At 61.4% G+C, this 22,677-nt stretch carries 25 protein-coding genes; 10 read left to right on the forward strand and 15 right to left on the reverse strand.

The genetic code is table 11. The features are described from left to right. Entirely contained in the window at nt 1–537 is a 537-nt protein-coding gene (locus tag IHQ71_RS02575) for a c-type cytochrome (RefSeq protein WP_374989947.1), read from the forward strand. A gap of 109 nt (nt 538–646) precedes the next feature. Further along, a complete protein-coding gene (locus IHQ71_RS02580) occupies nt 647–871 on the forward strand; it encodes a DUF433 domain-containing protein (RefSeq protein WP_258160332.1) in 225 nt (74 codons plus the stop codon). 6 nt (nt 872–877) lie between these two features. Here IHQ71_RS02580 and IHQ71_RS02585 read toward each other — a convergent pair whose 3' ends face one another. Further along, a complete protein-coding gene (locus tag IHQ71_RS02585; RefSeq protein WP_258160333.1) occupies nt 878–2,899 on the reverse strand; it encodes a YccS/YhfK family membrane protein in 2,022 nt (673 codons plus the stop codon). A gap of 194 nt (nt 2,900–3,093) precedes the next feature. Between IHQ71_RS02585 and IHQ71_RS02590 the strand changes: the two genes are divergently transcribed. Together IHQ71_RS02590 and IHQ71_RS02595 are read left to right on the forward strand one after the other, a co-directional pair. After that, nucleotides 3,094–4,296, forward strand: coding sequence for a TMEM43 family protein (locus IHQ71_RS02590; protein WP_258160334.1), 1,203 nt, complete (start codon nt 3,094–3,096; stop codon nt 4,294–4,296). Between the two features lie 29 nt (nt 4,297–4,325). Further along, nucleotides 4,326–5,108, forward strand: a complete 783-nt coding sequence (locus IHQ71_RS02595) for a YdcF family protein (RefSeq protein WP_258160335.1) — start codon at nt 4,326–4,328, stop codon at nt 5,106–5,108. Nucleotide 5,109: 1 nt separating this feature from the next. Here IHQ71_RS02595 and IHQ71_RS02600 read toward each other — a convergent pair whose 3' ends face one another. Both IHQ71_RS02600 and IHQ71_RS02605 read right to left on the reverse strand, forming a co-directional pair. Then, nucleotides 5,110–5,397, reverse strand: coding sequence for a type II toxin-antitoxin system RelE/ParE family toxin (locus IHQ71_RS02600; protein WP_258160336.1), 288 nt, complete (start codon nt 5,395–5,397; stop codon nt 5,110–5,112). Between the two features lie 4 nt (nt 5,398–5,401). Beyond that, nucleotides 5,402–5,680 carry a type II toxin-antitoxin system ParD family antitoxin gene (locus tag IHQ71_RS02605; RefSeq protein WP_258160337.1) on the reverse strand — a complete coding sequence of 93 codons (279 nt, stop codon included), beginning with the start codon at nt 5,678–5,680 and terminating at the stop codon, nt 5,402–5,404. Nucleotides 5,681–5,795: 115 nt separating this feature from the next. Between IHQ71_RS02605 and IHQ71_RS02610 the strand changes: the two genes are divergently transcribed. Continuing rightward, nucleotides 5,796–6,431, forward strand: coding sequence for a trimeric intracellular cation channel family protein (locus IHQ71_RS02610; RefSeq protein ID WP_258160338.1), 636 nt, complete (start codon nt 5,796–5,798; stop codon nt 6,429–6,431). Nucleotides 6,432–6,440: 9 nt separating this feature from the next. Here IHQ71_RS02610 and irrA read toward each other — a convergent pair whose 3' ends face one another. Further along, nucleotides 6,441–6,860, reverse strand: a complete 420-nt coding sequence (gene irrA / locus IHQ71_RS02615) for an iron response transcriptional regulator IrrA (protein ID WP_258160339.1) — start codon at nt 6,858–6,860, stop codon at nt 6,441–6,443. 227 nt (nt 6,861–7,087) lie between these two features. Between irrA and fabA the strand changes: the two genes are divergently transcribed. Genes fabA through fabI form a run of 3 tightly spaced genes read left to right on the forward strand, consistent with a single transcriptional unit; the run spans nt 7,088 to nt 9,694 of the window. Next, the gene (fabA, locus tag IHQ71_RS02620) at nt 7,088–7,603 is read left to right on the forward strand and encodes a 3-hydroxyacyl-[acyl-carrier-protein] dehydratase FabA (protein WP_258160340.1); all 516 of its coding nucleotides are present in this window, start codon (nt 7,088–7,090) and stop codon (nt 7,601–7,603) included. Nucleotides 7,604–7,654: 51 nt separating this feature from the next. Then, nucleotides 7,655–8,875 (forward strand): beta-ketoacyl-ACP synthase I, encoded by a 1,221-nt coding sequence (gene fabB, locus IHQ71_RS02625; protein WP_258160341.1) that lies wholly within the window; start codon nt 7,655–7,657, stop codon nt 8,873–8,875. Nucleotides 8,876–8,887: 12 nt separating this feature from the next. Next, nucleotides 8,888–9,694: an enoyl-ACP reductase FabI gene (fabI, locus tag IHQ71_RS02630; RefSeq protein ID WP_258160342.1), complete on the forward strand. Its 807-nt coding sequence runs from the start codon at nt 8,888–8,890 to the stop codon at nt 9,692–9,694. Nucleotides 9,695–9,885: 191 nt separating this feature from the next. Here fabI and IHQ71_RS02635 read toward each other — a convergent pair whose 3' ends face one another. From IHQ71_RS02635 to rpsO, 5 genes are all read right to left on the reverse strand, one after another. Continuing rightward, on the reverse strand, nt 9,886–10,131 hold the full coding sequence (locus tag IHQ71_RS02635; protein WP_258160343.1) for a LuxR C-terminal-related transcriptional regulator: 246 nt from the start codon (nt 10,129–10,131) through the stop codon (nt 9,886–9,888). A 240-nt stretch (nt 10,132–10,371) separates the two neighbouring features. Continuing rightward, nucleotides 10,372–11,406 (reverse strand): AraC family transcriptional regulator, encoded by a 1,035-nt coding sequence (locus IHQ71_RS02640; protein WP_258160344.1) that lies wholly within the window; start codon nt 11,404–11,406, stop codon nt 10,372–10,374. Between the two features lie 133 nt (nt 11,407–11,539). Next, nucleotides 11,540–12,553, reverse strand: coding sequence for a class I SAM-dependent methyltransferase (locus IHQ71_RS02645; RefSeq protein ID WP_258160345.1), 1,014 nt, complete (start codon nt 12,551–12,553; stop codon nt 11,540–11,542). Between the two features lie 73 nt (nt 12,554–12,626). Further along, complete coding sequence (pnp, locus tag IHQ71_RS02650; RefSeq protein WP_258160346.1) at nt 12,627–14,762, reverse strand: polyribonucleotide nucleotidyltransferase; 2,136 nt, start codon at nt 14,760–14,762, stop codon at nt 12,627–12,629. A gap of 261 nt (nt 14,763–15,023) precedes the next feature. Continuing rightward, nucleotides 15,024–15,293 carry a 30S ribosomal protein S15 gene (rpsO, locus tag IHQ71_RS02655; protein WP_258160347.1) on the reverse strand — a complete coding sequence of 90 codons (270 nt, stop codon included), beginning with the start codon at nt 15,291–15,293 and terminating at the stop codon, nt 15,024–15,026. Nucleotides 15,294–15,506: 213 nt separating this feature from the next. On the opposite strand from rpsO, the gene IHQ71_RS02660 reads away from it, so the two are divergent. After that, entirely contained in the window at nt 15,507–15,716 is a 210-nt protein-coding gene (locus tag IHQ71_RS02660) for a 4-oxalocrotonate tautomerase family protein (RefSeq protein ID WP_258160348.1), read from the forward strand. A 5-nt stretch (nt 15,717–15,721) separates the two neighbouring features. On the opposite strand, the gene truB is transcribed toward IHQ71_RS02660, so the two are convergent. Together truB and rbfA are read right to left on the reverse strand one after the other, a co-directional pair. Continuing rightward, complete coding sequence (gene truB / locus IHQ71_RS02665) at nt 15,722–16,651, reverse strand: tRNA pseudouridine(55) synthase TruB (RefSeq protein ID WP_258160349.1); 930 nt, start codon at nt 16,649–16,651, stop codon at nt 15,722–15,724. Further along, complete coding sequence (gene rbfA, locus IHQ71_RS02670) at nt 16,651–17,058, reverse strand: 30S ribosome-binding factor RbfA (RefSeq protein WP_258160350.1); 408 nt, start codon at nt 17,056–17,058, stop codon at nt 16,651–16,653. The genes truB and rbfA overlap by 1 nt, the downstream gene beginning before the upstream one ends. Before the next feature lie 218 nt (nt 17,059–17,276). Between rbfA and IHQ71_RS02675 the strand changes: the two genes are divergently transcribed. Then, entirely contained in the window at nt 17,277–18,446 is a 1,170-nt protein-coding gene (locus IHQ71_RS02675; RefSeq protein ID WP_258160351.1) for a calcium-binding protein, read from the forward strand. 49 nt (nt 18,447–18,495) lie between these two features. On the opposite strand, the gene IHQ71_RS02680 is transcribed toward IHQ71_RS02675, so the two are convergent. From IHQ71_RS02680 to infB, 4 genes are all read right to left on the reverse strand, one after another. After that, the gene (locus tag IHQ71_RS02680; protein WP_258160352.1) at nt 18,496–18,882 is read right to left on the reverse strand and encodes a hypothetical protein; all 387 of its coding nucleotides are present in this window, start codon (nt 18,880–18,882) and stop codon (nt 18,496–18,498) included. A gap of 86 nt (nt 18,883–18,968) precedes the next feature. Continuing rightward, nucleotides 18,969–19,376, reverse strand: coding sequence for a response regulator (locus IHQ71_RS02685; RefSeq protein ID WP_258160353.1), 408 nt, complete (start codon nt 19,374–19,376; stop codon nt 18,969–18,971). A 131-nt stretch (nt 19,377–19,507) separates the two neighbouring features. Continuing rightward, nucleotides 19,508–19,936 carry a hypothetical protein gene (locus IHQ71_RS02690; protein WP_258160354.1) on the reverse strand — a complete coding sequence of 143 codons (429 nt, stop codon included), beginning with the start codon at nt 19,934–19,936 and terminating at the stop codon, nt 19,508–19,510. A 32-nt stretch (nt 19,937–19,968) separates the two neighbouring features. Then, complete coding sequence (gene infB, locus IHQ71_RS02695; protein ID WP_258160355.1) at nt 19,969–22,647, reverse strand: translation initiation factor IF-2; 2,679 nt, start codon at nt 22,645–22,647, stop codon at nt 19,969–19,971. Between the last annotated feature and the right edge of the window lie 30 nt (nt 22,648–22,677).

Here is a 22,677-nt window from a genome sequence, read left to right on the forward strand (position 1 = left end):
ATGAATATGGCATTGGGCGCGCTGCTCGGAACAGTGTTCGTGCTGTTTTCGGTCTCACTTGCGTCCGAGGGGCTGTATCATTCGGAAAATCCCGAAAAGCCGGGCTTCATCATCGAAGCGACCGAAGAAGCCAGCGCCGAGGGCACCAAGGCGGAGGCTCCCGCCATTCCGGTCGCAGAGCTGATGGCCAAGGCCGATCCCGCCAAGGGCGAGCAGCTGTTCAAGAAATGCGCGAGCTGTCATAGCACCGAGAAGGGCGCGGGCAACAAGGTTGGCCCGAACCTCTTCGGCGTCGTCGGCCGCCCGATCGCCCATGTCGCTGATTTCGGCTATTCGACCGCGATGAAGAACTTCGCCGAAGGCGGCAAGCAGGTCTGGGACTGGGAACATCTCAATGGGTTCCTCACTGCACCGAAGAAATACATCAAGGGCACCGCCATGGGCTTTGCCGGCGACAAGAAGGACCAGGAACGCGCCGACATCATGGCGTATCTGAACTCCAAGTCGGACACCCCGTTGGCACCGCCGGCGAAGTGAGTGGTGTTTGAGTTATTGATGCTGGAGGCTCGGGGTGACCCGGGCCTTTTTTGTTTTTGAAGACTGCTGGTACAACAGTTACATTGATGGGCTCCTGAGGAGCAGGCGATTGAGCGAAATTCACAGGATCACGATCGACCCGGAAAAATGCGGCGGACGGCCCATTACCCGGGGCCTGAGGATACGGGTGAAGGATATCCTCGATCTTCTGGCATCCGGAGCGCCCCGTGAGGAAATCCTCCAGGATTATCCCATGCTCGAGGACGGTGACATTACGGCCGCGCTTGAATACGCTGCCGGGCAAATCGACCATCCAATTTCGCCCGTCGTGTGATGCTGCTCAATACGGCCTGACATCCCCCGGCTTGCCGTCGCGGATGTGGTCGTCCTCCTCCGCGTTCTCATCCTCGAACTTCGGCTCGATCCGCTCGGCAGACGTTGTATCCACCATCGGTTCCGAACGCTCGTCCGGTTCGACACGAGAATCGTCATCAGTATCCGCCGAACGCACCGGCTCGGCGACTGCGACATCGCTCTCCTCGATCACAGGTGTCGCCTTGGCTACGACGGGCTCTGCGTCCCGCCGAACCGGCGCCACGAACGGATCAGGCCGCTCCGGCTCGGCCTTCCTCGGGAAACGCTTGTCCATGAAATTGTCGTAGACTCTGCCGAGCCGCGTCCGCCTGTCGGGGAAGGGCGCGAGCAGCGCGAAGAGCAGGCCGAGCACCGCCGGCGAGAAATCGAGCGCCAGCTGCAGGGCGATATAGCCCATCAGGCTGCCGGCATAGGAGACCACGGCCCAGAAGGGACGTAAGGGGACGAAGACCGGAACGCTGTTTGCGTCCGCCTGCGCTTCCTGCAAGGCAGCATCGGCGGCCTGACGCTCGCCATGGAAATAGCGGTCGATGAAGGGGATGGTCTCGATACGGTTTTCGACCGGGATGCGGAATTCCGGGCTCGATTTGCGCGCGTCGATATCGCGCGTGGCGCTGTTTGCCGCTTCCTCGACCGAATCGACCAGCGTGTTGAGCTGGCTTAGAATCACATCCTTCTTGGTCAGCGTGCAGGCCGACCAGCCCGAGAAGAAGGCCTCGGAATTAACCGTCGCACGCGTCTCGGTGACGAAGGTCTTGACGCTCGGCAGCGTCGAGGAATTGTCGGTATCGACGATCTTCTTGCGGATGCGGTCCGCCTGGGCTGCGAGGTCCGGCTGGATATCCTCGAGCTGGCCCTCAGGCTTGCGGATACGGGCGCGGAGCTGTTCGATCTCCGACTTGATGTCCTGGTTGGCATTCTTGCGGTTGGTCACGACATTGAGGATCGTCGCGGTGCGGGCGGCACTATCGGTGTAGAAGGTGAAGAGTGAGCCCCGGCCCGCGCCGCAGCCTTGGCCGGTCGTCTCCTCGTTGGCTGCGGCGGCCTTAAGTTGGTTGGACATGTAGGACAGCGCGCCATCCAGCCGGCTGGCTTCGATCGCGCGGATGCCATCAACACGACGCTCGTAAGCATCGAGCACGTCGGTGTACCAGAGGTTATGGGCGCGCAGGCCCTCCGTGCCGCCGACGCCGATAATACCGAACACGGTATGAATTGCGAGTGTCAGCGGGACCAGCACGATGAAGCCGACGATGAAGCCGAACAGGCGCGACACAGTATTGGACGCGATGCGGATTCTCAGGAACACGAAGTTCCAGCCGGCCCAGATGATGAGCGCCGCCAGCGCCGAGAGGCCGATCGGGACGCCATATTGCACCAGAGGCGGATCGAGCGGATCGACGATTTCGTGATGGAAGCCGATCGCTGTCGTGGCGAACGAGCCGACCATCGCCGCACCGGTGACAAAGGACGCAAGCTCGTACCAACTGTTCGAAGGCAGGCTCCTGAGCTCGGCCTTGCGGCGCGCGCCTGCCGCCTTCACCGCGAGATATTCCGCCCGTTCCGCGTCGGTCATGGCTTCGAGCCGGCGCGACGGCTTGAACCAATAGAGGCACCAGCGATAGACCAGCACGAAGACGGCGGTGAACATCAGCCAGAGTTGCCATTCCGGCAGCGGCGCGTTGGGATCGGCAATCGTGTTGTATACGGCGAGCGAAGCCGCGAAGCCACCGGCATAGATGGCGAGCGTGCTGATCGCTGATTGCAGCCGCATCTCGCCGCCACGAACCCACAGCCCTGCGGCGAGGCCCGCCAGGCAGACGATCAGAAGAAGGATCTCAGGAGTGGAGAGCGGCGTCGCGAGATTGAGCACATGCCAGGCGATGACGATGCCCAATATGAATGCCGATATCGCATAGACGATACCGTGCCAGCGCTGCACCACCCGATTGGCGGCTTCGAGAAAGTTCTCCGTCCCAGTCTTCATTCCCGGTCCTGCCCAAGCCCTCGGCCTTACCCCACGTCCGGCCGGATTCTCACTGTATTCGCGCTCTTGGCAGTCATTGCAAGGATTTTCGTTTTTGCTCCGAATAACCCCACCGGACATTTCGTTTTCAATATTGCGCCCACGGCGGATATGCTATTTCTCGCGGCGGAATACGGGGTACAGGGGAGACAATCATGACCTATACGGAAACTACCCACACATCGTGGTTCACCAAGCTCAAGAACGGCCTGGTGGGCACGCTGATCGGGATCGTGCTGATCCTGGTCGCGATCTATTTCCTGTTCTGGAACGAAGGCCGCGCAATCCAGACCTACCGCGCGCTCGTCGAAGGCGCGGGCCTGGTGGTTTCGGTCGATAGCGATATCGTTAACGCCGCCAATGACGGTAAGCTCGTCCATATCACCGGCCCGGTGAAGGCCGACAGCATGATCTCGGATCAGCAATTCGGAATCAATGCCGATGGCGCGCTCGCCATCAGCCGCGAGGTCGAGATGTATCAGTGGGAGGAAAAGAGCGAGAGCAAGACCGAGAAGAGCGTCGGCGGCAGCGAAGAGACGACCACGACCTATTCCTACTCGAAGGAATGGAGCACGAGCCGCAATGATTCGTCCAACTTCAAGGTTCCCGGCGGGCACGAAAACCCTGATTTCGCGGTGTCATCCAGCGTCCGGACCGTGGAAAGCGCCCATGTCGGCGCCTACAGGCTCGATGGCAGCCGGGTTGCCAGCCTGGGCGACGAGAAGGTCATTCCGCTGACGCAGGCGGACGTCGACCGCATGGCCAATTCCATCGCCACGACGCGTCCGGTGAAGCTCAATCAGGGCGAGGTCTATATCGGCAACTCCGCTACTTCCCCGCAAGTCGGCGACCTGCGCGTGCGGTTCGAACGTACCGATCTCGCGGAAGCAAGCTTCGTCGGCAAGCAACAGGGCGATTCGATTGTCGGTTACACGACCTCCAACGGCCGTGAAGTGTTCCTCAGCGCGGCCGGCAAAAAGGATGCGCCCGCCATGTTCGAGCAGGCGCAGGCCGACAACACGATGATCACCTGGATCATTCGTGTGGCTGGTCTCGTCGGCATCTTCATCGGCTTCCAGCTGTTCTTCGGCCTGTTCGGCGTAATCGGCGATCTGATACCTTTCATCGGTTCGATCGTGCGCGGCGGCACCGCCATCATCGCGCTGGTCCTGACGCTGATCATCGGCCCGATCACCATCGCGATCGGCTGGTTCGCTTACCGGCCGCTGCTGGCGATCGGCATCATCGCGGGCGGTGTGCTGATCGCGGCCGCCGTGATCTTCCTGCGCCGAAAGGGCGGAGCGGCCACAGTGGCTCCGCCTGAGCCGGTGGTGCTGGGACGGGGTACGGGCGCTTGAGCCTCGCCCTCGCCAGCGGGATCTGACGCATGTTCATGACGGGCAAGCTGCTATGGATCGTCGTCCAGCCGCTAACGCTGGCGCTGATCGTCAAGGTCCTCGCCTTCCTGATGCTCATCATTGGGCGGCGCAAGCTCGCCGGGTTCCTGTCGCTCCTGGCGGGTACGATCCTGTTCGTGACACTCTTCACCACGACAGGCGCCTGGAGTCTGCAGACGCTCGAAGCGCGCTATGCGCGCCCGGCGCTGCCAACTGACGTCGCCTGCATGATCGTGCTCGGCGGTGGCTTCGATCTCGAAGTCACGGCCGGCCGCGGCGGCATGGAAATGAACCAGGCCGCCGACCGCTATATCGAGGCAGCGAGGCTCGCGCGGCTTTATCCGGTGGCGAAGATCCTGGTATCCGGAGGCGATGGCTCCTTCTCCGGCACCTACAAGGGTGACGCCGAACTCTCGGCCAAGTTCTTCCAGTCGATGGGCGTGGACCCTGCGCGCATCATCATGGAAAAGACCTCGCGCAACACGATCGAGAATGTCGCCGAAACCAAGACGCTGCTCGACGCCAACAAGCTCTCCGATTGTCTGCTGATCACCTCGGCCTACCACATGCCGCGCGCCAAGGCGCTCTTCGACGCCGAAGGCGTGATGACCATCCCCTGGCCGACCGACTATCGCGCCAACGGCAAGGTGGAATTCGGCCTGGACTTCACGCAACCCTCGCTGAACGCGGCCCTGACCTCGACGGCCATGCGCGAATGGGCGGCGCTGCTGAATGCCTACTTGCAGGGGAAGTCGGAGACGCTGGTGCCGTAGGTCAGATCGTGTCCGGCGTGATGCGCTGCCGGGCATGAAGAACGCGAACGATCTCGACGTGGTCCTCAGTGACTCGATAGAAAATCAGGTAGTTGCCCTCGACAAGTTGTCTTATGCCCGGCGCGATATCATCACGCGCCACGCCGGCATATGGAAAATCGGACAGGATATCTGGCCGCCGATCGAGATCATCGAGAAGTGTGTCGGCGGCACGAGGATCGTGCTCGCCCACGTGAAGCCAGATGTTGACAAGATCCTCTTCGGCGGCACTCGACCGGACGATGCGCAAAGCGTCACGAATTCGTTGGCGTTGCCGCAAGCCGGCGCCGCGCTTCAGCCTTGATATCGTCGATCGATCCGAAACGCCCCGGCCCGCTCTCAAGACCCGCATGCACCAAAGTTCGGAGTTCGTTGAGCGTGTAGCCGAAATTCTCGCGCTTCTCGCTCCACATGCGCAGCGCCTCGTCCACGATCTCGCTGGCCGACTGGTACTCCCCCTGGGAGACGGCTTCGTTTACGCGTTCTTCCATATCCGGCGACAGATCGATGTCGCGTCTGACATGCTGCTGCATCGTCTTTCTCCTGCACGATGTCCCTTTATGCCACGATAGCAGCGGCGACTCCAGAGCCGCGTGGGTTGACTTCCGCCGTGCGGCGGCATCCCTTATGGCGAATTGGGGGGACGCCATGAATCTGCTCGAATTTCTCGATTACGCCGCGATCGCGCTCTTCGCCGCCACCGGCGCTTTGTCGGCCAGCCGCAAGCAGCTTGACCTCATCGGCTTCATCTTCTTCGCGGCCATCGCAGGCATCGGCGGCGGTACGCTGCGGGATATCATTCTCGGGCAGTTGCCGGTATTCTGGGTCAAGAACGACACCTATATCCTAGTCTGCGCCGGCACGGGCATCCTGGTCTATTTCACGGCCCATCTCTTCGAATCGCGCTATCGCCTGCTGCTCTGGTTCGACGCGGTGGGCTTGTCGGCCTATTCCGCATTGGGTGCCGCCAAAGGGCTCGCGGTTACCGGGTCACCCGTCGTCGCCATTGTTACGGGCATGCTGACCGCTACGTTCGGCGGCATCCTGCGTGATATCGTGGCGGGGGAGCCGTCCGTGCTGCTCCGGCCGGAAATCTACATCTCGGCGGCGCTTGTCGGCGCGGGCGTCTATACGGGTGTTGATCGGGTGGGATTGCCGCAGGATATCTGCTTTCTGCTCGCCATGATCACCGCCTTCATCATCCGCGGCGGGGCGTTGAAATTCGGCTGGACCTTTCCGGTCTACAAGGCCCGGCCCGGCCGGCATCCCGACGATGTCATGTGAGATAAGGCCTTACTTGGCCTTCTCGCGCAACCGGATCACCACATCCACATGCGCGATCTCCATGCCTTCGGGCGGTTCCGGCAGGTTGTTGATCGTGATGTTCGACGTCGGCACGTCGAGAACCTCGTTGCGGCCCTCGATGAAGAAGTGATGGTGATCGGACACGTTGGTGTCGAAATAGGTGCGGTTGCCTTCGACGGCCAGCACACGGATCATGCGGGCTTCGGTGAACTGGTGCAGCGTGTTGTAGACGGTGGCGAGCGACACATCGATGCCGGCGAAAGTCGCTTCCTCGTGCAGTTCTTCCACCGTCAGGTGGCGATCACCCTTGGCATAAAGCAAGGACGCGAGCGCCATGCGCTGGCGGGTCGGGCGTAGGCCCGCGTGCCGCAATCTCGCCTCGGTTTTTGCAGAATGATCGATGGCCATGTTCTTGTGCCAAGCTCCGGTCGCTAAAATAGGAGTATTTTGGTCAACGATATAACCCGCGCGCGTCACGCTTTCAACAGCTTTTCAGCGGCGGCGCGCCGCAGCAGCGAGGTTACAAGCTATTTGGGTTGGCTTTTTGAAGATCAATCCTATATTGGCGGCACGACAATCCTTGCCTTGAACCTCAGGCGAGACAATCAAGAGAAAGAATCGGGGAAGAGACAGTCATGGCAGTTCAGAAATCCAGTTACACCTATGAGGAGCTTCTGACCTGTGCGCATGGCGAATTGTTCGGCCCCGGCAATGCGCAATTGCCGCTGCCGCCGATGCTGATGGTTCATCGCATCACCGACATCTCGGAAACCGGGGGCGAGTTCGGCAAGGGCTATCTCCGCGCCGAATATGATGTCCGCCCGGACGACTGGTATTTTCCCTGCCACTTCGAAGGCAACCCGATCATGCCCGGTTGCCTTGGCCTCGACGGCATGTGGCAGTTGACCGGCTTCTATCTCGGCTGGCTCGGCGAGCCCGGCCGCGGCATGGCACTCTCCACCGGCGAAGTGAAGTTCAAGGGCATGGTTCGCCCGGCGACCAAGCTCCTCGAATACGGCATCGACTTCAAGCGCGTCATGCGTGGCCGGCTGGTCCTCGGCACCGCCGACGGCTGGCTGAAGGCCGACGGCGAAACCATCTATCAGGCGACCGACCTCCGCGTGGGGCTGTCGAAGGAAAAGGCGGCCTGAGCGGCATCGCCCCGCTCAAGCCAGAAGTTCAACATTCAAAGGTCTGAAACCATGAGACGTGTCGTTGTCACCGGCCTGGGGGTAGTGTCATCCATCGGCAATAATGCAGCCGAGGTCACCGAATCCCTGAGGCATGCCAAATCAGGCATTTCCAGATCCGAAGACTTTGCCGAACATGGCTTCAAGTGCCAGGTCTGGGGCGCGCCGAAGCTCGACGTGACCGGGATGGTCGACCGCCGCGCGACGCGGTTCCTCTCCACCGCCGGTCAGTGGAACCACGTCGCCATGCTGCAGGCGATCGCGGATTCCGGCGTCGAGGAGAGCGACATCTCCAACGAGCGCACCGGCATCATCATGGGCTCCGGCGGACCATCGACCAAGGTCATCGTCGAGGCGGCCGAGACCACGATGCAGAACGGCAGCCCCAAGCGCATCGGCCCGTTCGCCGTCCCGAAGGCGATGTCATCGACCGCATCGGCCACGCTCGCCACATGGTTCAAGATCCATGGCGTCAACTACTCGATCTCGTCGGCCTGCTCGACTTCGGCGCATTGCATCGGCAACGCCGCCGAGATGATCCAGTGGGGCAAGCAGGACATGATGTTCGCCGGCGGCCACGAGGACCTCGACTGGACCATGTCGAACCTCTTCGATGCGATGGGCGCGATGTCCTCCAAATATAACGACACGCCGGCCACCGCTTCGCGCGCCTATGATGCCGACCGCGACGGTTTCGTCATCGCCGGCGGTGCCGGCGTGGTGATCCTGGAAGAGCTCGAGCACGCCAAGGCGCGTGGCGCCAAGATCTACTGCGAACTGACCGGCTACGGCGCGACATCCGACGGCTACGACATGGTCGCACCATCGGGCGAGGGCGCGATGCGCTGCATGAAGCAGGCGCTCGCGACGGTCAAGAACCGCGTCGATTACGTCAATACGCACGGCACCTCGACGCCTGTCGGCGACCAGAAGGAGATCGGCGCGATCCGCAGCGTCTTCGGCGATGACATGCCGCATGTCCAGTCGACCAAGTCGCTGACCGGGCATTCGCTCGGTGCGGCAGGCGTGCAGGAAGCGATCTACTCGATCCTGATGATGCAGGAACGCTTCATCGGCGAGAGCGCGCATATCACCAATCTCGACCCGGAATTCGAGGGCGTGCCGATTGTCCGCAAGCGTATCGACAATGCCAAGATCGACACGGCGCTCTCCAATTCCTTCGGTTTCGGCGGCACCAACGCCACGCTCGTCTTCGAACGATTCAACGGCTGATCAGGGGCATTTATGACGGGCATCATGCAGGGAAAACGCGGCCTCATCATGGGCGTGGCCAATGGCCATTCGATCGCATGGGGCATAGCGAAAGCGCTGGCGCGTGAGGGCGCTGAGCTCGCTTTCACCTATCAGGGCGATGCGCTGGGCAAGCGCGTGCGACCGCTCGCCGCCGAGGCGAACTCGGACTTCCTGCTCGAATGTGACGTCGAGAACATCGAGTCCGTCGATCATGTCTTCGCGGAACTCAGGGAGCGTTGGGGCGGGCTCGATTTCGTCGTCCATGCCATCGGCTTCTCGGACAAGAACGAGCTCAAGGGGCTCTACGCCGATACGACGCGCGACAATTTCAGCCGGACGATGGTGATCTCCTGCTTCTCCTTCACGGAAGTTGCCAAGCGCGCCGCCGCCCTGATGAATGAAGGCGGCGCCATGCTGACGCTGACCTATGGCGGCTCGATGCGGCTGATGCCGAATTATAACGTCATGGGCGTGGCCAAGGCCGCGCTGGAAGCCTCGGTGCGTTACCTCGCCGGCGATTTCGGCCCGCGCGGCATCCGCGTCAACGCGATTTCGGCCGGGCCGATCCGGACGCTGGCCGGTGCCGGCATTTCCGATGCGCGCGCCATGCTGAACTGGCAGCAGAAGAACTCGCCGATGCGCCGCACCGTGACCATCGACGATGTCGGCCAGTCCGCGCTTTATCTGCTCTCCGGCATGTCACGCGGCGTGACGGGCGAAATCCACTATGTGGACTCCGGCTACAACATCACCTCGATGCCGGTGCTGGAGACGCTCAACAAAGCCGACCAGGATTAAGACACCGAAGTTCAAATGACAGAAAAAAGCCCTCCGAGCGCCATGCGCCGAAGGGCCTTTGTCTTATGGGGGTGCCGCAGACAGTCCGCCGCCATCGGACATTCGCGACGTCATGGCCGGGAGGGACCTCGACGTCAACGCCAAAAGGCGCCTGCAGCACCCGGACCGGAATCGGCCCTGCGAGGGTAAACCTACACCTCGATTCCGATCAATCCCTGGCCGACAGCGATGGCGATCGCATGCAGCCTGTTTTTTGCCCCCAGTTTGCGCTCGGCGCAGAAAAGCAATGTTTCGGTCTCTTTTTCGCTGGCGCCGAGGCGCGTGGCGATTTCCCCGGCATGGTAGCCATTGGCTGCCAGTGTCAGGCCTATCAGTTCCATACGTGTGAGGGAGAAGTCCTCGGCATCGGCAGTCTGCTTGATTGCGTTCTGATTCATTACTTTTCCATATTGCGTGTAGGGAGCCTCCCGAGCCCTGCCATTCCTTGAATGTATGCCCGTCGCCCTGCATGGAAAAGTTCTTGTTCCCGCAGCTCATCGCCACGAGGCTTTTTAGAGCCATGGTCCAGTTCGGATGAATGCTGATATATTACATTACTGTAACGTTGTAATTCACATGGCGCGCCAAAATTTGTTCACTTGCCACAATTTTAGGCCGAGTGAAATTGGCTATGAGCTTCAAGCGGCCGAAACATTGGCCTTGCGATATTCGCGGGGTGTAATTCCGAACCAGCGCATGGTCGAGCGGGTGAACGCGCTGGCCTGCGAATAACCGAGCCGCAGTGCGATCTCGGCGGCGCTGAAATCCGTCTCGCTGAGCAGCTTTTGAGCCAGGTCGCGACGGACCTCGTCGCGCAGGTCGGCGAGGCTGGTGCCGCCTTCCGACAGGCGGCGTTGCAGAGTGCGCTCCGAGACATGGAAATAGTCCGCTGCTTCGGCAAGATTGATACTGCTCTCCGCTATGCGCGTGAGGATGAACTCCTTGAGCTCGTCGGCGAAATCGGGCGTGTCCGGACGCGCCGGACTGAGCGCGGTGCATTGCAGGTCCATGAGCTGGAACAAGCGGGGATCGCCCTTTGGATTTTCGACATTGAACAACTCGGCTGGCAGCCGTATCGAATTGATCCGTCGCTCGAAGTTCACACGCCGCGGCAGGCGCTCACGAAAAGGCGTGATATTGCGAGGCTTTGGGCGCTCCATGCCGATTTCGATCGCGTCCACGGCGGCACCCAGCACATCACGCAAGCGCATCGTGATCAGCCCCATATTCATGTCGACGAACTGGTCGCGCTTGACGATCAGCGGCGAAAAGGTCCAGGCGAATTCCGCTCCCTGCTCGTTGACCGTCAGTTTCGAATAGCTCTTCTCGGAGACATAGGAATGGTGCGCGGCCATGAAGCGAAACATATCGAGCGCCGTGGGTGCCGCCATCAGGCCGAAACCATAGGGTCCGGATGAACCCGGGCGGAAGACATCGATCGATTTGAGCGCGAAGGCCTCGTCCTTGGTGATGAGGGCGCAGGTCTCGAGAAGGCGGCAAAGGCGGTCCAGGCTGACCCGGCCCGTGAGGTCCTGGAAGACCGCCGGGTCGAGGCCCAGTGCGGCATAAATTGGTTCGACGTCTATGCCATACGCCTTCACGGCCTCACCGACGGCCGACGCGAGCCCCGACGCTGCGGTATAACGATCGCTTGCGGTTTCTTTCTGAGGCATTGGCGTAAAATGTTAAAAAATTGGCACCAAAAGGTAATATAGGCCGATTTGCGGTAAAGTCCACAAAAAACTACAACCTGCAATTGCTCATCCGTCGAGCAATTGCTTGATATATCTGGTCCTGGTTGCAGGCTTACTTCTTGCCCCAGAGAACCTTGTAGCGAGCGTTGCGCGCGGTCTCCCCGCTCGTGCGGAAATGCTCCTTGAGCGCGGGCTCGTAGGGCAGGCCGCGATTGGCGACCATCAGCAGTTCGCCGCCGGCCCTGAGCGCCTGCGACGCCGTCTTGATCATCGCCTGGCCAAGACCGGGCTCGGCCGCGTGACCCTCGTGAAACGGCGGGTTCATGACGACGAGGTCGTAGCGCGACTTGACCTCCTCGCGAGCGAGGTCGAGCCAGTGATAACGAGTTGCAAGCTTCGGGCAGAGGTGATCGACGTTCTTGCGCGCGGCGTTGAGCGCGGCGTGATCGGCCTCGTAGAGGTCGATGCCCTCGATGCCGGGAGAGAGTTCGGCGAGTGCGACGGTGAGATAACCCCAACCGGCGCCGAAATCGGCAGCGTGCTTCTTGTAGTCCTTCGGCAGATAGCGGGCGAGATATTGCGAGCCGGCATCCACCTCCGCATGCGAGAACATGCCAGGAGCGGTTACGAACTTGTCGGCGATGAAGCTCGGCTTGACGCGAAGCGCCGCAATAAGCGCATCGGCCTTGTCGGGACGGGCGAACCAGAAGGCCTGGGCGTGATACTTTGCCAGGTGCTCGGTCTCGACCTCGAGCGACTGGAGCCGCTTGCGCAGCGACTGCACGCCGTCTTCCTTCGATCCAGCGATGACAAGGCGGGCGCCGGGCTTGAGGCGCGACAGCGCCTCAGTGACGAAATTCTCGTTCTGGCCGCGATGGCGGGTCATCAGGATCAGCGCCATGTCGAAATCGGTGCCGGTGATTTCCGGCTGGGCATCGACGCCGCGCTTCATCAGGCCGTTATAGAGCGGGCGGAATGCCTGCACGGCTTCCATCTCCGCGCCAAAGCCGTCGGGCAGCGTGTAGCCGGCTTCGGCGCCGAGGAAGAGCACGCGCTCGCCTTCGGCCGGCGGCGTCAGCACATGGGTGTCGAACGGATGGAAGAGGGTCTTTACGGCGTCGCGCATGTCAGGTCTTTCCTAATATGAAAAGGCGCGGGGTGCTCCCCGCGCCTCGTATTCTCTTGAAGGTCGGAGACGCTTATTCGGCGTCTTCGGTCTTCTTTTCGGCTGCGACTTCCTTGCCGGTCGCCTGATCGACGACCTTCATGGACAGGCGGACCTTGCCGCGCTCGTCGAAGCCGAGGAGCTTGACCCAGACCTTCTGGCCTTCCTTGACCACATCGCCGGTCTTGGCGACGCGCTCGGAAGCGAGCTGCGAGATGTGCACGAGGCCATCGCGCGGGCCGAAGAAGTTCACGAAGGCGCCGAAATCGGCGATCTTGACGACCGTGCCTTCATAGACCTGACCGATTTCCGGCTCGGCGACGATCGAATGAATCCACTTACGGGCCGCTTCGATTTCCTTGCCGGAGGACGAAGCGATCTTGATCGTGCCGTCGTCTTCGATGTTGATCTTGGCGCCGGTCTTTTCGACGATCTCGCGGATCACCTTGCCGCCCGAACCGATGACTTCACGGATCTTGTCGACCGGAATGGACATGGTTTCGATGCGCGGGGCGAATTCGCCGAGCTGGCCACGGCTCTCGGAGAGTGCATTGGCCATTTCGTGCAGGATATGCTTGCGGCCACCCTGTGCCTGGCTGAGCGCGACCTTCATGATCTCTTCGGTGATACCGGCGATCTTGATGTCCATCTGCAGCGAGGTGATGCCGTCAGCGGTGCCGGCGACCTTAAAGTCCATGTCGCCGAGGTGATCTTCGTCGCCCAGGATGTCGGAGAGAACGGCAAAGCGTTCGCCTTCGAGGATCAGGCCCATGGCGATACCGGCAACGGGCTTCGCCAGCGGCACGCCGGCGTCCATCAGAGCGAGCGAGGTGCCGCAGACGGTTGCCATCGAGGACGAGCCGTTGGACTCGGTGATCTCGGAGACGATGCGCAGCGTGTAGGGGAACTGCTCGGCGGTCGGCAGCATCGGGCGAATGGCGCGCCATGCAAGCTTGCCATGTCCGATTTCGCGGCGACCGGGCGAACCCATGCGGCCGGTTTCACCAACCGAGTAGGGAGGGAAGTTGTAGTGCAGAAGGAAGCGTTCCTTGTACATGCCGGTCAGGCTATCGACATACTGCTCGTCTTCGCCGGTGCCGAGGGTGGCGACAACGATCGCCTGGGTCTCGCCACGAGTGAAGAGGGCCGAGCCGTGGGTGCGCGGCAGGATGCCGACTTCAGACACGATCGGACGAACGGTTTCGAGATCGCGGCCGTCGATACGGCTCTTGGTGTCGAGGATATTCCAGCGAACGATCTTCGCCTGCAGTTCCTTGAAGACCGAACCGATGACGTCCGACGGGAAGGACGGATTGCCTTCGGCGTCGACGAAATGTTCCTTCACCTTTGCCTTGACGGCATCTACCGCGGCATAGCGTACAGCCTTCTCGGTGTTCTTGTAGGCGGCGCGAAGTTCGGTTTCCGTGAGCTTCAGCATTTCGGCTTCGAGCTCGGAGTAATCCGGCGGGGTGAAGTCGCGCGGTTCCTTGGCGGCAGCTTCGGCAAGCTGGATGATCGCATCGATCACCGGCTGGAAGCCGCGATGGCCGAACATGACGGCGCCGAGCATGGTTTCTTCGTCGAGTTCCTTGGCTTCGGATTCAACCATCAGGACGGCGTCGGTCGTGCCGGCGACGACGAGGTCGAGCGTCGATTCGTCCATCTCGTCGAGATGCGGGTTCAGCACATATTCGCCGTTGATGTAGCCGACGCGCGCGCCGCCGACCGGGCCCATGAAGGGAACGCCGGAGAGCGTCAGTGCTGCCGACGTAGCGACCATGGACAATACGTCAGGATCGTTTTCGAGGTCATGCTGCATAACGGTGACGACGACCTGGGTGTCGTTCTTGTAGCCATCGGGGAAGAGCGGGCGGATCGGGCGATCGATCAGGCGGGAAACCAGCGTTTCCTTTTCTGAAGGACGACCTTCGCGCTTGAAGTAGCCGCCCGGGATCTTGCCGGCGGCATAGGTCTTTTCCTGGTAGTTGACGGTCAGCGGGAAGAAGTCCTGGCCGGCCTTCGGTGCCTTGGCGGAAACGACGGTGGCGAGAACGACGGTTTCGCCATAGGTGGCGAGAACGGCGCCATCAGCCTGGCGGGCGATCTTGCCCGTTTCCAGAATAAGCGGGCGGCCTGCCCATTCGATTTCGACCTTGTGGGTTTCAAACATGTTATGTCCTTTGATGTGTGCGGGCTCGACCGGTTGTGACGCCGGGAAAGCCGCCTTGTTGTTATGCACATCACGGGCAAGACAGCGGGATGTTTCCGTGTGATCGTGGCCGGATCGGCCGCGCGAAACAAACTGCAATCCTGCCCCATGATGGGCGGTTCGTCCTGCCTCCGGCCCATCCGGGAACAGGGTTGGCGCAGGAATATCCGGCGCGGGAATAAGAAATCGGCGGAAGGGTGCGAACCCTTCCGCCGGAGTTTTTTAGCGGCGAATGCCGAGGGCGCCGATCAGCTTGGTGTAACGGGCTTCGTCCTTCTTCTTGAGATAATCAAGAAGCGAACGGCGGCTCGAAACCATCTTCAAGAGACCACGGCGGGAATGGTTATCCTTCTTGTGGGCCTTGAAGTGATCGGTCAGGGTGTTGATGCGCTCGGTGAGGATGGCAACCTGGACTTCCGGAGAACCGGTGTCGTTCGGGACGGTTGCGTATTCCTTGATGAGTTCAGCCTTGCGCTCAGTCGTCAGCGACATCGGGACAATCCTTTCGAAATGTGGATTTTAAAGACGCCCAAAGCCGGGATGTCGTCCAGCTCTGGCCAGTGAAAGCAAAGAAAACCTCTGTGCTGGCGCGGCCTATAAACGAAATCATTGGGAAAGGGAAGAGGAGAGGTGGAATTCGTCCGGAACGGGGTGTGCGAAGCCAGTCCAGTTATGGTAGCGCTATCATGCGAAAGGGAGGACGCGATGCCATACATCAATATCAAGATTACCCGCGAGGGCGCCACGCGCGCGCAAAAGGCCGAGATCATCAAAGGCGTGACCGATCTCATGGTGCGCGTGCTGGACAAGGATCCGAACAGCACCTTCGTGGTCATCGATGAAGTCGCGCTTGAGGACTGGGGTGTCGGCGGCTTGCCGGTGGAGGAGTTCCGCAAGCTGCATGCCGGCGGCTGACCAGCCTAACCAAACACCCGCTTCGGCCGGAACTCGCCCTCTTCGATCGCGCCAATGGCGACGAGGTCGCCGGATATGGTGCAATAGGCCTCCGGCGCCGGCAGCGGTGCATCTCGCCCGCGCAGGATGATCGGGTTGCCGGAGCGGATGCGGCGTGCCTGGTCCTCGCTGATCGCGAGATGCGGCAGCGAAGAGAGTGCCTCGGACGTGTCGATCAGATAGGCGTCGAGTGCCGCCAGCCGCTCGTCATGGTCTTCGATCGATTCGAGCTTCACCAGCTCGGCGAGCGGCACCATGGTCTCTTCGGCAAAAGGCGCGACATAAGAGCGGCGCAGGCCGGAGACATGGCCAAAGCAGCCGAGGTCGCGGCCGAAATCGCGCGCCAACGAGCGCACATAGGTGCCCTTGCCGCATTCGACTTCGAAATGCGCCTGATCCGCTTCCGCCTTGAGCAATGTCAGACGGTGGATTTCCACTTCGCGCGACGGGATTTCGACGGCCTCGCCGCCGCGAGCCAGATCGTAAGCGCGCTCGCCCGATATCTTGATTGCCGAGAACTGCGGCGGGATCTGCTCGATGACGCCGGTGTATTGCGGCAACAGATCGCGGATCGCCTGCTCGTCCGGACGTTTGTCCGAGGTCTGGGTGGCTTCGCCCTCGAGGTCGTCGGTCGAGCGTTCCTCGCCCCAACTGACGGTGAATTCATAGATCTTGCGGCCGTCCATCACGTAAGGAACGGTCTTGGTCGCATCGCCGAGCGCGATCGGCAGCATGCCGGAGGCAAGCGGATCGAGCGTGCCGGCATGTCCCGCCTTCTGCGCCTTGAACAGCCACTTGATCTTGGAAACTGCCTCGGTCGAGCCGAAATCCACCGGCTTGTCGAGAATGAGCCAGCCGGAAATCGGCCTGCCCTTGGGCTTGCGGGGCTTGGACATTATTCGCTGTCTTCCCCGCTGCCGCCGAGATCGCGTTGCACTTCCGGCGACTTCAGGAGTTCGTCGATCTTGCGGAAGTTCTCGAAGCTCGTGTCGTCCTTGAACCGAATTTCCGGCATATATTTCATCTGCCGCAGCGATGGGCCGATCCTGCCACGGATGAATTTCGCATTGCGATTAAGCGCCGCGACGATCTGATCGTGGTCCTTGGCGCCGAGCGGGGTCACGAACGCCGTGGCGATCCTGAGGTCGGTCGACATGCGGACCTCGGAGATCGAGATCACGGCGCTGTCGATCAGCGGGTCGCTGATCTCGCGCCGCTGCAGCACCTGCGTCACCGCGGAACGGACCTGTTCGCCCACGCGCAGCATACGCTGCGAGGGCGCGGAAGAAGTTGGTTTTGCCATTGTGTTCCAAAATGTGGGGCGCCAAACGCGCCCGCGTCTTCAAGCGCGGGTCAATGACTCTTTTGCGGCAAAAGGTCAAGACCGGCGGCAATCCGGAGTGCGGCCGGCATCCAGCGTACTGAAACAAATGTAACAGAACATTTGCCTGAATGGCGTTTGCGCGAAACAATCATGCGGCAAAAGCGCCTTCGAAAGAGTTTCAATGACGGAGAAAGACGATGGCGATCGTAAAGCTGGACTACTCGGCCCTTCCGATGACGTCTGCTACGGCCAATACGACCTATGTGCTGGACGCCGACGAAAACAGGTCGATTGGTAGCGGCTTCATGTTCGACCTCGCAGCGACGCAAGGGTTGAAATTCGTGCTCAACGGCAGCCTTTATTCAGGGGGCGTGTTGTTCGACTACGGTACGACCGGGCAGCCCGCGCCGGCGATCCGGGTCAATGTCGGCAGCACCGCCTACATGGAGGGCGATAACGGAGCGTTCCTGATCGCCGGAGACGGAAGTGTTCTCCACAACGAGGGAACCATTGCTTCGAGCTCGAGCGTAGCGGTCGGCATGTCAGGGGTCGGCGTCAGGATGGAGAACGAAGGCACGCTCCTGGCTTTTGATGCAAGCGCCGTTCTGATGTCGGGCAGCGATCTGCACTTTGAGAATTCCGGCATTATCGGCGGCGGCGTCAGCATATCGAGCGCTGCTGGCTCGACTTCGACCATTATCAATTCCGGCCTCATCAACAGCGCCGGCATAGCGGTATTGGCCGGCAACGGCGACGACACAGTCATCAACAGCGGGATCATCCGGGTCGGCGTGCGCATGGGCAATGGCGACGATCGTTTCATCGACAAGGGTGGCCGCGTCACCAGTGCCGTAGAGGGTGGTGCCGGCAACGATCTCTTTGTCATCAAGTCGGGTGATTTCGATCTGCGCGAAAGCAATGGCGGGGGCGACGACACCGTCAAGTCTTCGGTTTCCTGGGTATTGGATCAGGACTTCGAAATTGGCCGCCTCACCGGCAGCAAGAACATCAACCTGACCGCAAGCGATGATGGCACGTTCCTTTACGGCAACACCGGCAACAACAAACTCATCGGCGGGCTTGGCATCGACCGGTTGGACGGCGGACGTGGCAACGACATCCTGACCGGTGATGGCAATGCCGACCAGTTCGTGTTCAAGGCGGGCTGCGGCAAGGATGTCATTGCCGATTTCGTGGATGGCGCGGACAAGATCGATTTGCAGAACTACAAGGGTATCGTCGCCTTCGGCGACCTCGAAGCCAAGCAGGACGGGAAGGACCTCGTGGTCGAACTCCAGGGCGGCGACACGATCACGCTTCGGAATTTTGACAAGGCGGACCTGTCGGCCGCCGACTTCGCGTTCTGACGGCAGGCAAGAAGTCCGATAGCCGCAAGCCACCGTCGGGGCTGAGACTTTATTGTCCGCCGACAGTGACCGGCAGTGCCTTGTAGGTCTCGATCGTGATGCTGCCATTCGAGAGCAGATCGACCGGCTGGTCGTTCTCGATCGCCGTCGCCTTGACGATAGTGAAGCCCGTTATGTTGCAATCGGTTTCGATCTTTGCCGTGTTGGCCCAGTTGAAACGCGCACCGCCCAGGCTTTCGAGCGTGATCGTCTGGTCATCGAGTTCGGTATTGCCGCTCGCGGTATTGGCCGGATCGAACTGCGGCCGCATGACGATGGCGAGACTGGAGTATTCGTGCTCGCTCTCATGAATCGCGAAGTCATAGGCGCAATAGCCCTGGCCACCGACCCAGGAATAGGTATTGACGAGGATGATGGTGAGGTATTGCGCGAACATGGGCGTCCTCCGACAGGATCAGCAGGATTTCTGCCTCTCGATGGCCTGGAATGTCAATCACATTGCCACCGCAGGATGATCAGCGGTCACAAATGCGGCGTATATGGTGACGGCGCAGTGCGGGGTATGACATGCATGGTCTGGTGGATGGCCGATATCAGCAATTCGGGCGGGCAGGGTTTCGGAAGCCACTTGCCGCTATCCAGCAGTTCGTCGGGTTCCTCCAGCGATTTCGGGATCGCCGAATAGATGAGAAACGGGATCTTGCGACCCTTCAGCACGCGCCCGATGCCCAATGCATCGCCGTCGCTGAATTGGATGTCCAGGATTCCAAGGTCCGGCGTATGATTCTCAAGCCAGCTTTCGGCCGCCGCAAGCGTGGCGAATTCAACGGTCAGGCCGAAGCCCGCCTCGTGCGCAATGAACTCCAGATCGAGCGCGATAAGGGGCTCGTCCTCCAGGATCAAGACTGTCTTCGTCGCGAGTCTTTCCATCGATGTTCCCCATAACTCCAACACGGGCGGCTTAAGGGAAAGTCGCGTTCCGCCCCGATGTCACCCGATGTCCGCGGCATGGTCAAGGTAGCTATATATGTGGTGTGTTCCAGGCCCGGATTCCAGTTGGGCTAGCCCATTTTCTGCCGCCTGATCCGCTGCCATGTCAACAGTCCGGCAACGGCGGCGAAGCCGAGATTGCTGAGGATGTAGCGCGGGGAATTCTCGACGCAGCCTTCGCTGATCGCAGTTTGGTAATACGGGTTGGCGAGGTCGATCGAGAGGTAAGCGAAGGCATGGTATATCGCGAGACACAGGAACCAGGCGATCGCAGTCATCGTCGACCGCGTGCTGTTGCCGGCGATAAGCCAGACCAGGATCGCGCCGGTGATCAGGCTGTCCAGCGTAAAGAATTTGCGGAACTGATCGCCATCCGGCTGGCCCTTGAGCAGGCTGTCGAGCACGGGCAGATGGTTGGCGAGATTGAGAGAACCGGTATCGCAGACGGCCGCCATAGCCAGGCCGGGCAACAATATGAGAATGGCGGCCGGAGCCGCCATTCTGAGAAGTGTCTTGATGCACGAACCCCGCATCATAGCGTCCGGGTGATGTGCTCGACGCGGAAGCATTCGATGACGTCGCCGGCGCGGATGTCTTCGTAGTTCTCGAAGGCCATGCCGCATTCCTGGCCGACCTGCACTTCGGAGACTTCGTCCTTGAAGCGCTTGAGGGTCTTGAGCTTGCCTTCGTGGATGACAACGTTCTCGCGAAGCAGGCGTACGCCCATGCCGCGCTCGACCTTGCCTTCGGTGACCTGGCAACCGGCAACCTTGCCGACCTTGGTGATGTTGAACACTTCCTTGATCGTGGCGTAACCGAGGAAGGTTTCGCGGCGTTCCGGCGAGAGCAGGCCGGACATCGCCGCCTTCACGTCGTCGGTCAGGTCGTAGATGATGTTGTAGTAGCGAATCTCGATGCCGGCACGCTCGGCCGCATCGCGGGCCTGCGGATTGGCACGGACGTTGAAGCCGATGATCGCGGCACCAGAAGCCTCGGCAAGCGAGACATCCGACTCGGTGATCGCGCCTGCGCCCGAATGGACGATGCGGGCCCGGACTTCGTCGGTCGAGATCTTGTCGAGTGCGCCTGATATGGCTTCGATCGAGCCCTGCACGTCGCCCTTGATCACGAGCGGGAATTCCTTGACGCCGGCAGCGGTGAGCTGCGTCATCATCTGTTCGAGCGAACCGCGCTGGCCGGCATGGCGAGCGACAGCCTTTTCGCGAGTGAGCCGCTGGCGGTACTCGGCGATTTCGCGGGCACGGCTTTCGTTTTCCGCCACGGCGAACTTGTCGCCGGCCTGGGGCGTACCCTGGAGGCCGAGGATTTCCACCGGCGTGGCGGGACCCGCTTCCTTGATATGGTCGCCGCGGTCGTTGACCAGCGCACGCACGCGGCCCCACTGGTCGCCGGCGACGATGATCTGGCCCGGGCGAAGCGTTCCCTTCTGGACGAGAACGGTGGCGACGGAGCCGCGGCCGCGATCGAGCTTGGCTTCAACCACCGAACCTTCGGCCGTCCGGGTCGGATCGGCCTTGAGATCGAGGATTTCGGCCTGCAGATTGATCGCTTCGAGCAGTTTGTCGAGGCCGACGCCTGTTTTGGCCGACACTTCGACGTCGAGCACTTCACCGCCCATGCTTTCCACGAAGACTTCGTGCTGGAGCAGTTCGGTGCGAACCTTCTGCGCGTTGGCCGTCGGCTTGTCGACCTTGTTGATCGCCACGATGATCGGCACACCGGCCGCCTTGGCGTGGTTGATCGATTCGATCGTCTGCGGCATCACGCTGTCATCGGCTGCGACCACGAGGATCGCAATGTCGGTGACCTGCGCGCCGCGGGCACGCATGGCGGTGAAGGCCGCGTGGCCTGGCGTATCGATGAAGGTGATCTTGCGACCGTCCTGCTCGACCTGATAGGCGCCGATATGCTGGGTGATGCCACCGGCTTCACCGGACACGACAGTGGTGTTGCGGATCGCGTCGAGCAGCGAGGTCTTGCCGTGGTCGACATGGCCCATGATGGTCACGACCGGCGGACGCGACACCATCTCGGCGGCATCGTCCTCGCGGCCAAAGATGCCGGTTTCAACGTCGGACTCGGAGACGCGCTTGACGGTGTGGCCGAATTCGACGGCGATCAGTTCGGCGAGATCGGCATCGATAATGTCGCCCGCCTTCATCATCTGGCCTTCCTTCATCAGGAACTTGATGACATCGACCGAACGCTCGGACATGCGCTGCGAAAGCTCTTGGATGGAGATGGTTTCCGGCAGCACGACTTCGCGGAGAACCTTTTCGCGGGTCTCCTGCATCTGGCTGCGGCGGAATTTCTCCTGCCGGCGGCGCATGGCCGACAGCGAACGGCCGCGCGACGGCACGCCGTCATCGTCGCCATCCGTCACGACAACCTTGGCAGGCGCGCGTCTGTTGTCCTCGACCTTGCGGACGGGCTTGGCGACTTCGACGCGGGCGCCGACCTTGCCGCGCACGGGCGCACCACCGCGGCGAGCGCGTTCTTCTTCTTCCTCCTGCTCCCGGCGGCCACGACCCGAAGGCACGGCGCCCGGACGGGCGTTCACCGGAGTTGCACCCGGCGCATCGGGACGGCGGGCGGCAGGAGCCTGATCGGCAGGGCGCCGGACGAGTTCCGCAACTGGCTCAGTGCGGCGTTCGGGTTCGACGGCAGCTACAGGCTCGGCCTTTGCTTCGACAGCCGGCTCTTCCGTCACGACACCGCGTTCGGCGTCTTCGGCCTTGCGGCGCGCGGCTTCCTCAGCCTGGCGTGCAGCTTCCTCGGCCTGCGCCTTGGCGCGGCGTGCATTTTCCTCGGCGCGGACCTTGGCATCTTCGGCATCGCGGATCGCGGCCTCGGCCAGCGCGCGGCGGCGTGCATCGATCTCACCGGCGGAAAGCTGGTTCAGCACGGCGCCGCCACCCGGACGCTGGGGTTCGGGGCGGCGCTGCTCGACATGTGTCCGCTGCGGCTGCTGTGCGACTGTCGGCGCGGGACGCGCCTGGACCGGCACCACCAACTGGGGCTTGTCATCATGGCCGCCCGGGCGGCGCTTGCGGGTCTCCACGACGACAGTCTTTGCCCGGCCCCGGCCCATATCCTGGCGCACGGTTCCCTGTGTCAGGCCCGACGGCTTCAGCGTCAGGGTCTTCTTGCCTGTTACATGGAGAGTCTTGTCGTCGTTGTTATCCGTCATTCCGCTTCCGTTTTTCCAAAGCTTCCGCAC

It is taken from the genome of Rhizobium sp. TH2, from assembly GCF_024707525.1.
Classification (GTDB): domain Bacteria; phylum Pseudomonadota; class Alphaproteobacteria; order Rhizobiales; family Rhizobiaceae; genus Rhizobium_E.

Coding starts and splice junctions, on each gene's coding strand:
- IHQ71_RS02575 (WP_374989947.1), top strand. CDS start 1: ATGAATATGGCATTGGGCGCGCTGCTCGGAACAGTGTTCGTGCTGTTT.
- fabA (WP_258160340.1), top strand. CDS start 7,088: ATGGCAGTTCAGAAATCCAGTTACACCTATGAGGAGCTTCTGACCTGT.
- IHQ71_RS02635 (WP_258160343.1), bottom strand. CDS start 10,131: ATGAATCAGAACGCAATCAAGCAGACTGCCGATGCCGAGGACTTCTCC.
- IHQ71_RS02585 (WP_258160333.1), bottom strand. CDS start 2,899: ATGAAGACTGGGACGGAGAACTTTCTCGAAGCCGCCAATCGGGTGGTG.
- IHQ71_RS02685 (WP_258160353.1), bottom strand. CDS start 19,376: ATGGAAAGACTCGCGACGAAGACAGTCTTGATCCTGGAGGACGAGCCC.
- infB (WP_258160355.1), bottom strand. CDS start 22,647: ATGACGGATAACAACGACGACAAGACTCTCCATGTAACAGGCAAGAAG.
- IHQ71_RS02590 (WP_258160334.1), top strand. CDS start 3,094: ATGACCTATACGGAAACTACCCACACATCGTGGTTCACCAAGCTCAAG.
- fabI (WP_258160342.1), top strand. CDS start 8,888: ATGACGGGCATCATGCAGGGAAAACGCGGCCTCATCATGGGCGTGGCC.
- IHQ71_RS02605 (WP_258160337.1), bottom strand. CDS start 5,680: ATGCAGCAGCATGTCAGACGCGACATCGATCTGTCGCCGGATATGGAA.
- IHQ71_RS02640 (WP_258160344.1), bottom strand. CDS start 11,406: ATGCCTCAGAAAGAAACCGCAAGCGATCGTTATACCGCAGCGTCGGGG.
- IHQ71_RS02675 (WP_258160351.1), top strand. CDS start 17,277: ATGGCGATCGTAAAGCTGGACTACTCGGCCCTTCCGATGACGTCTGCT.
- rbfA (WP_258160350.1), bottom strand. CDS start 17,058: ATGGCAAAACCAACTTCTTCCGCGCCCTCGCAGCGTATGCTGCGCGTG.
- IHQ71_RS02595 (WP_258160335.1), top strand. CDS start 4,326: ATGTTCATGACGGGCAAGCTGCTATGGATCGTCGTCCAGCCGCTAACG.
- truB (WP_258160349.1), bottom strand. CDS start 16,651: ATGTCCAAGCCCCGCAAGCCCAAGGGCAGGCCGATTTCCGGCTGGCTC.
- IHQ71_RS02610 (WP_258160338.1), top strand. CDS start 5,796: ATGAATCTGCTCGAATTTCTCGATTACGCCGCGATCGCGCTCTTCGCC.
- rpsO (WP_258160347.1), bottom strand. CDS start 15,293: ATGTCGCTGACGACTGAGCGCAAGGCTGAACTCATCAAGGAATACGCA.
- pnp (WP_258160346.1), bottom strand. CDS start 14,762: ATGTTTGAAACCCACAAGGTCGAAATCGAATGGGCAGGCCGCCCGCTT.
- fabB (WP_258160341.1), top strand. CDS start 7,655: ATGAGACGTGTCGTTGTCACCGGCCTGGGGGTAGTGTCATCCATCGGC.
- IHQ71_RS02680 (WP_258160352.1), bottom strand. CDS start 18,882: ATGTTCGCGCAATACCTCACCATCATCCTCGTCAATACCTATTCCTGG.
- IHQ71_RS02645 (WP_258160345.1), bottom strand. CDS start 12,553: ATGCGCGACGCCGTAAAGACCCTCTTCCATCCGTTCGACACCCATGTG.
- irrA (WP_258160339.1), bottom strand. CDS start 6,860: ATGGCCATCGATCATTCTGCAAAAACCGAGGCGAGATTGCGGCACGCG.
- IHQ71_RS02660 (WP_258160348.1), top strand. CDS start 15,507: ATGCCATACATCAATATCAAGATTACCCGCGAGGGCGCCACGCGCGCG.
- IHQ71_RS02690 (WP_258160354.1), bottom strand. CDS start 19,936: ATGGCGGCTCCGGCCGCCATTCTCATATTGTTGCCCGGCCTGGCTATG.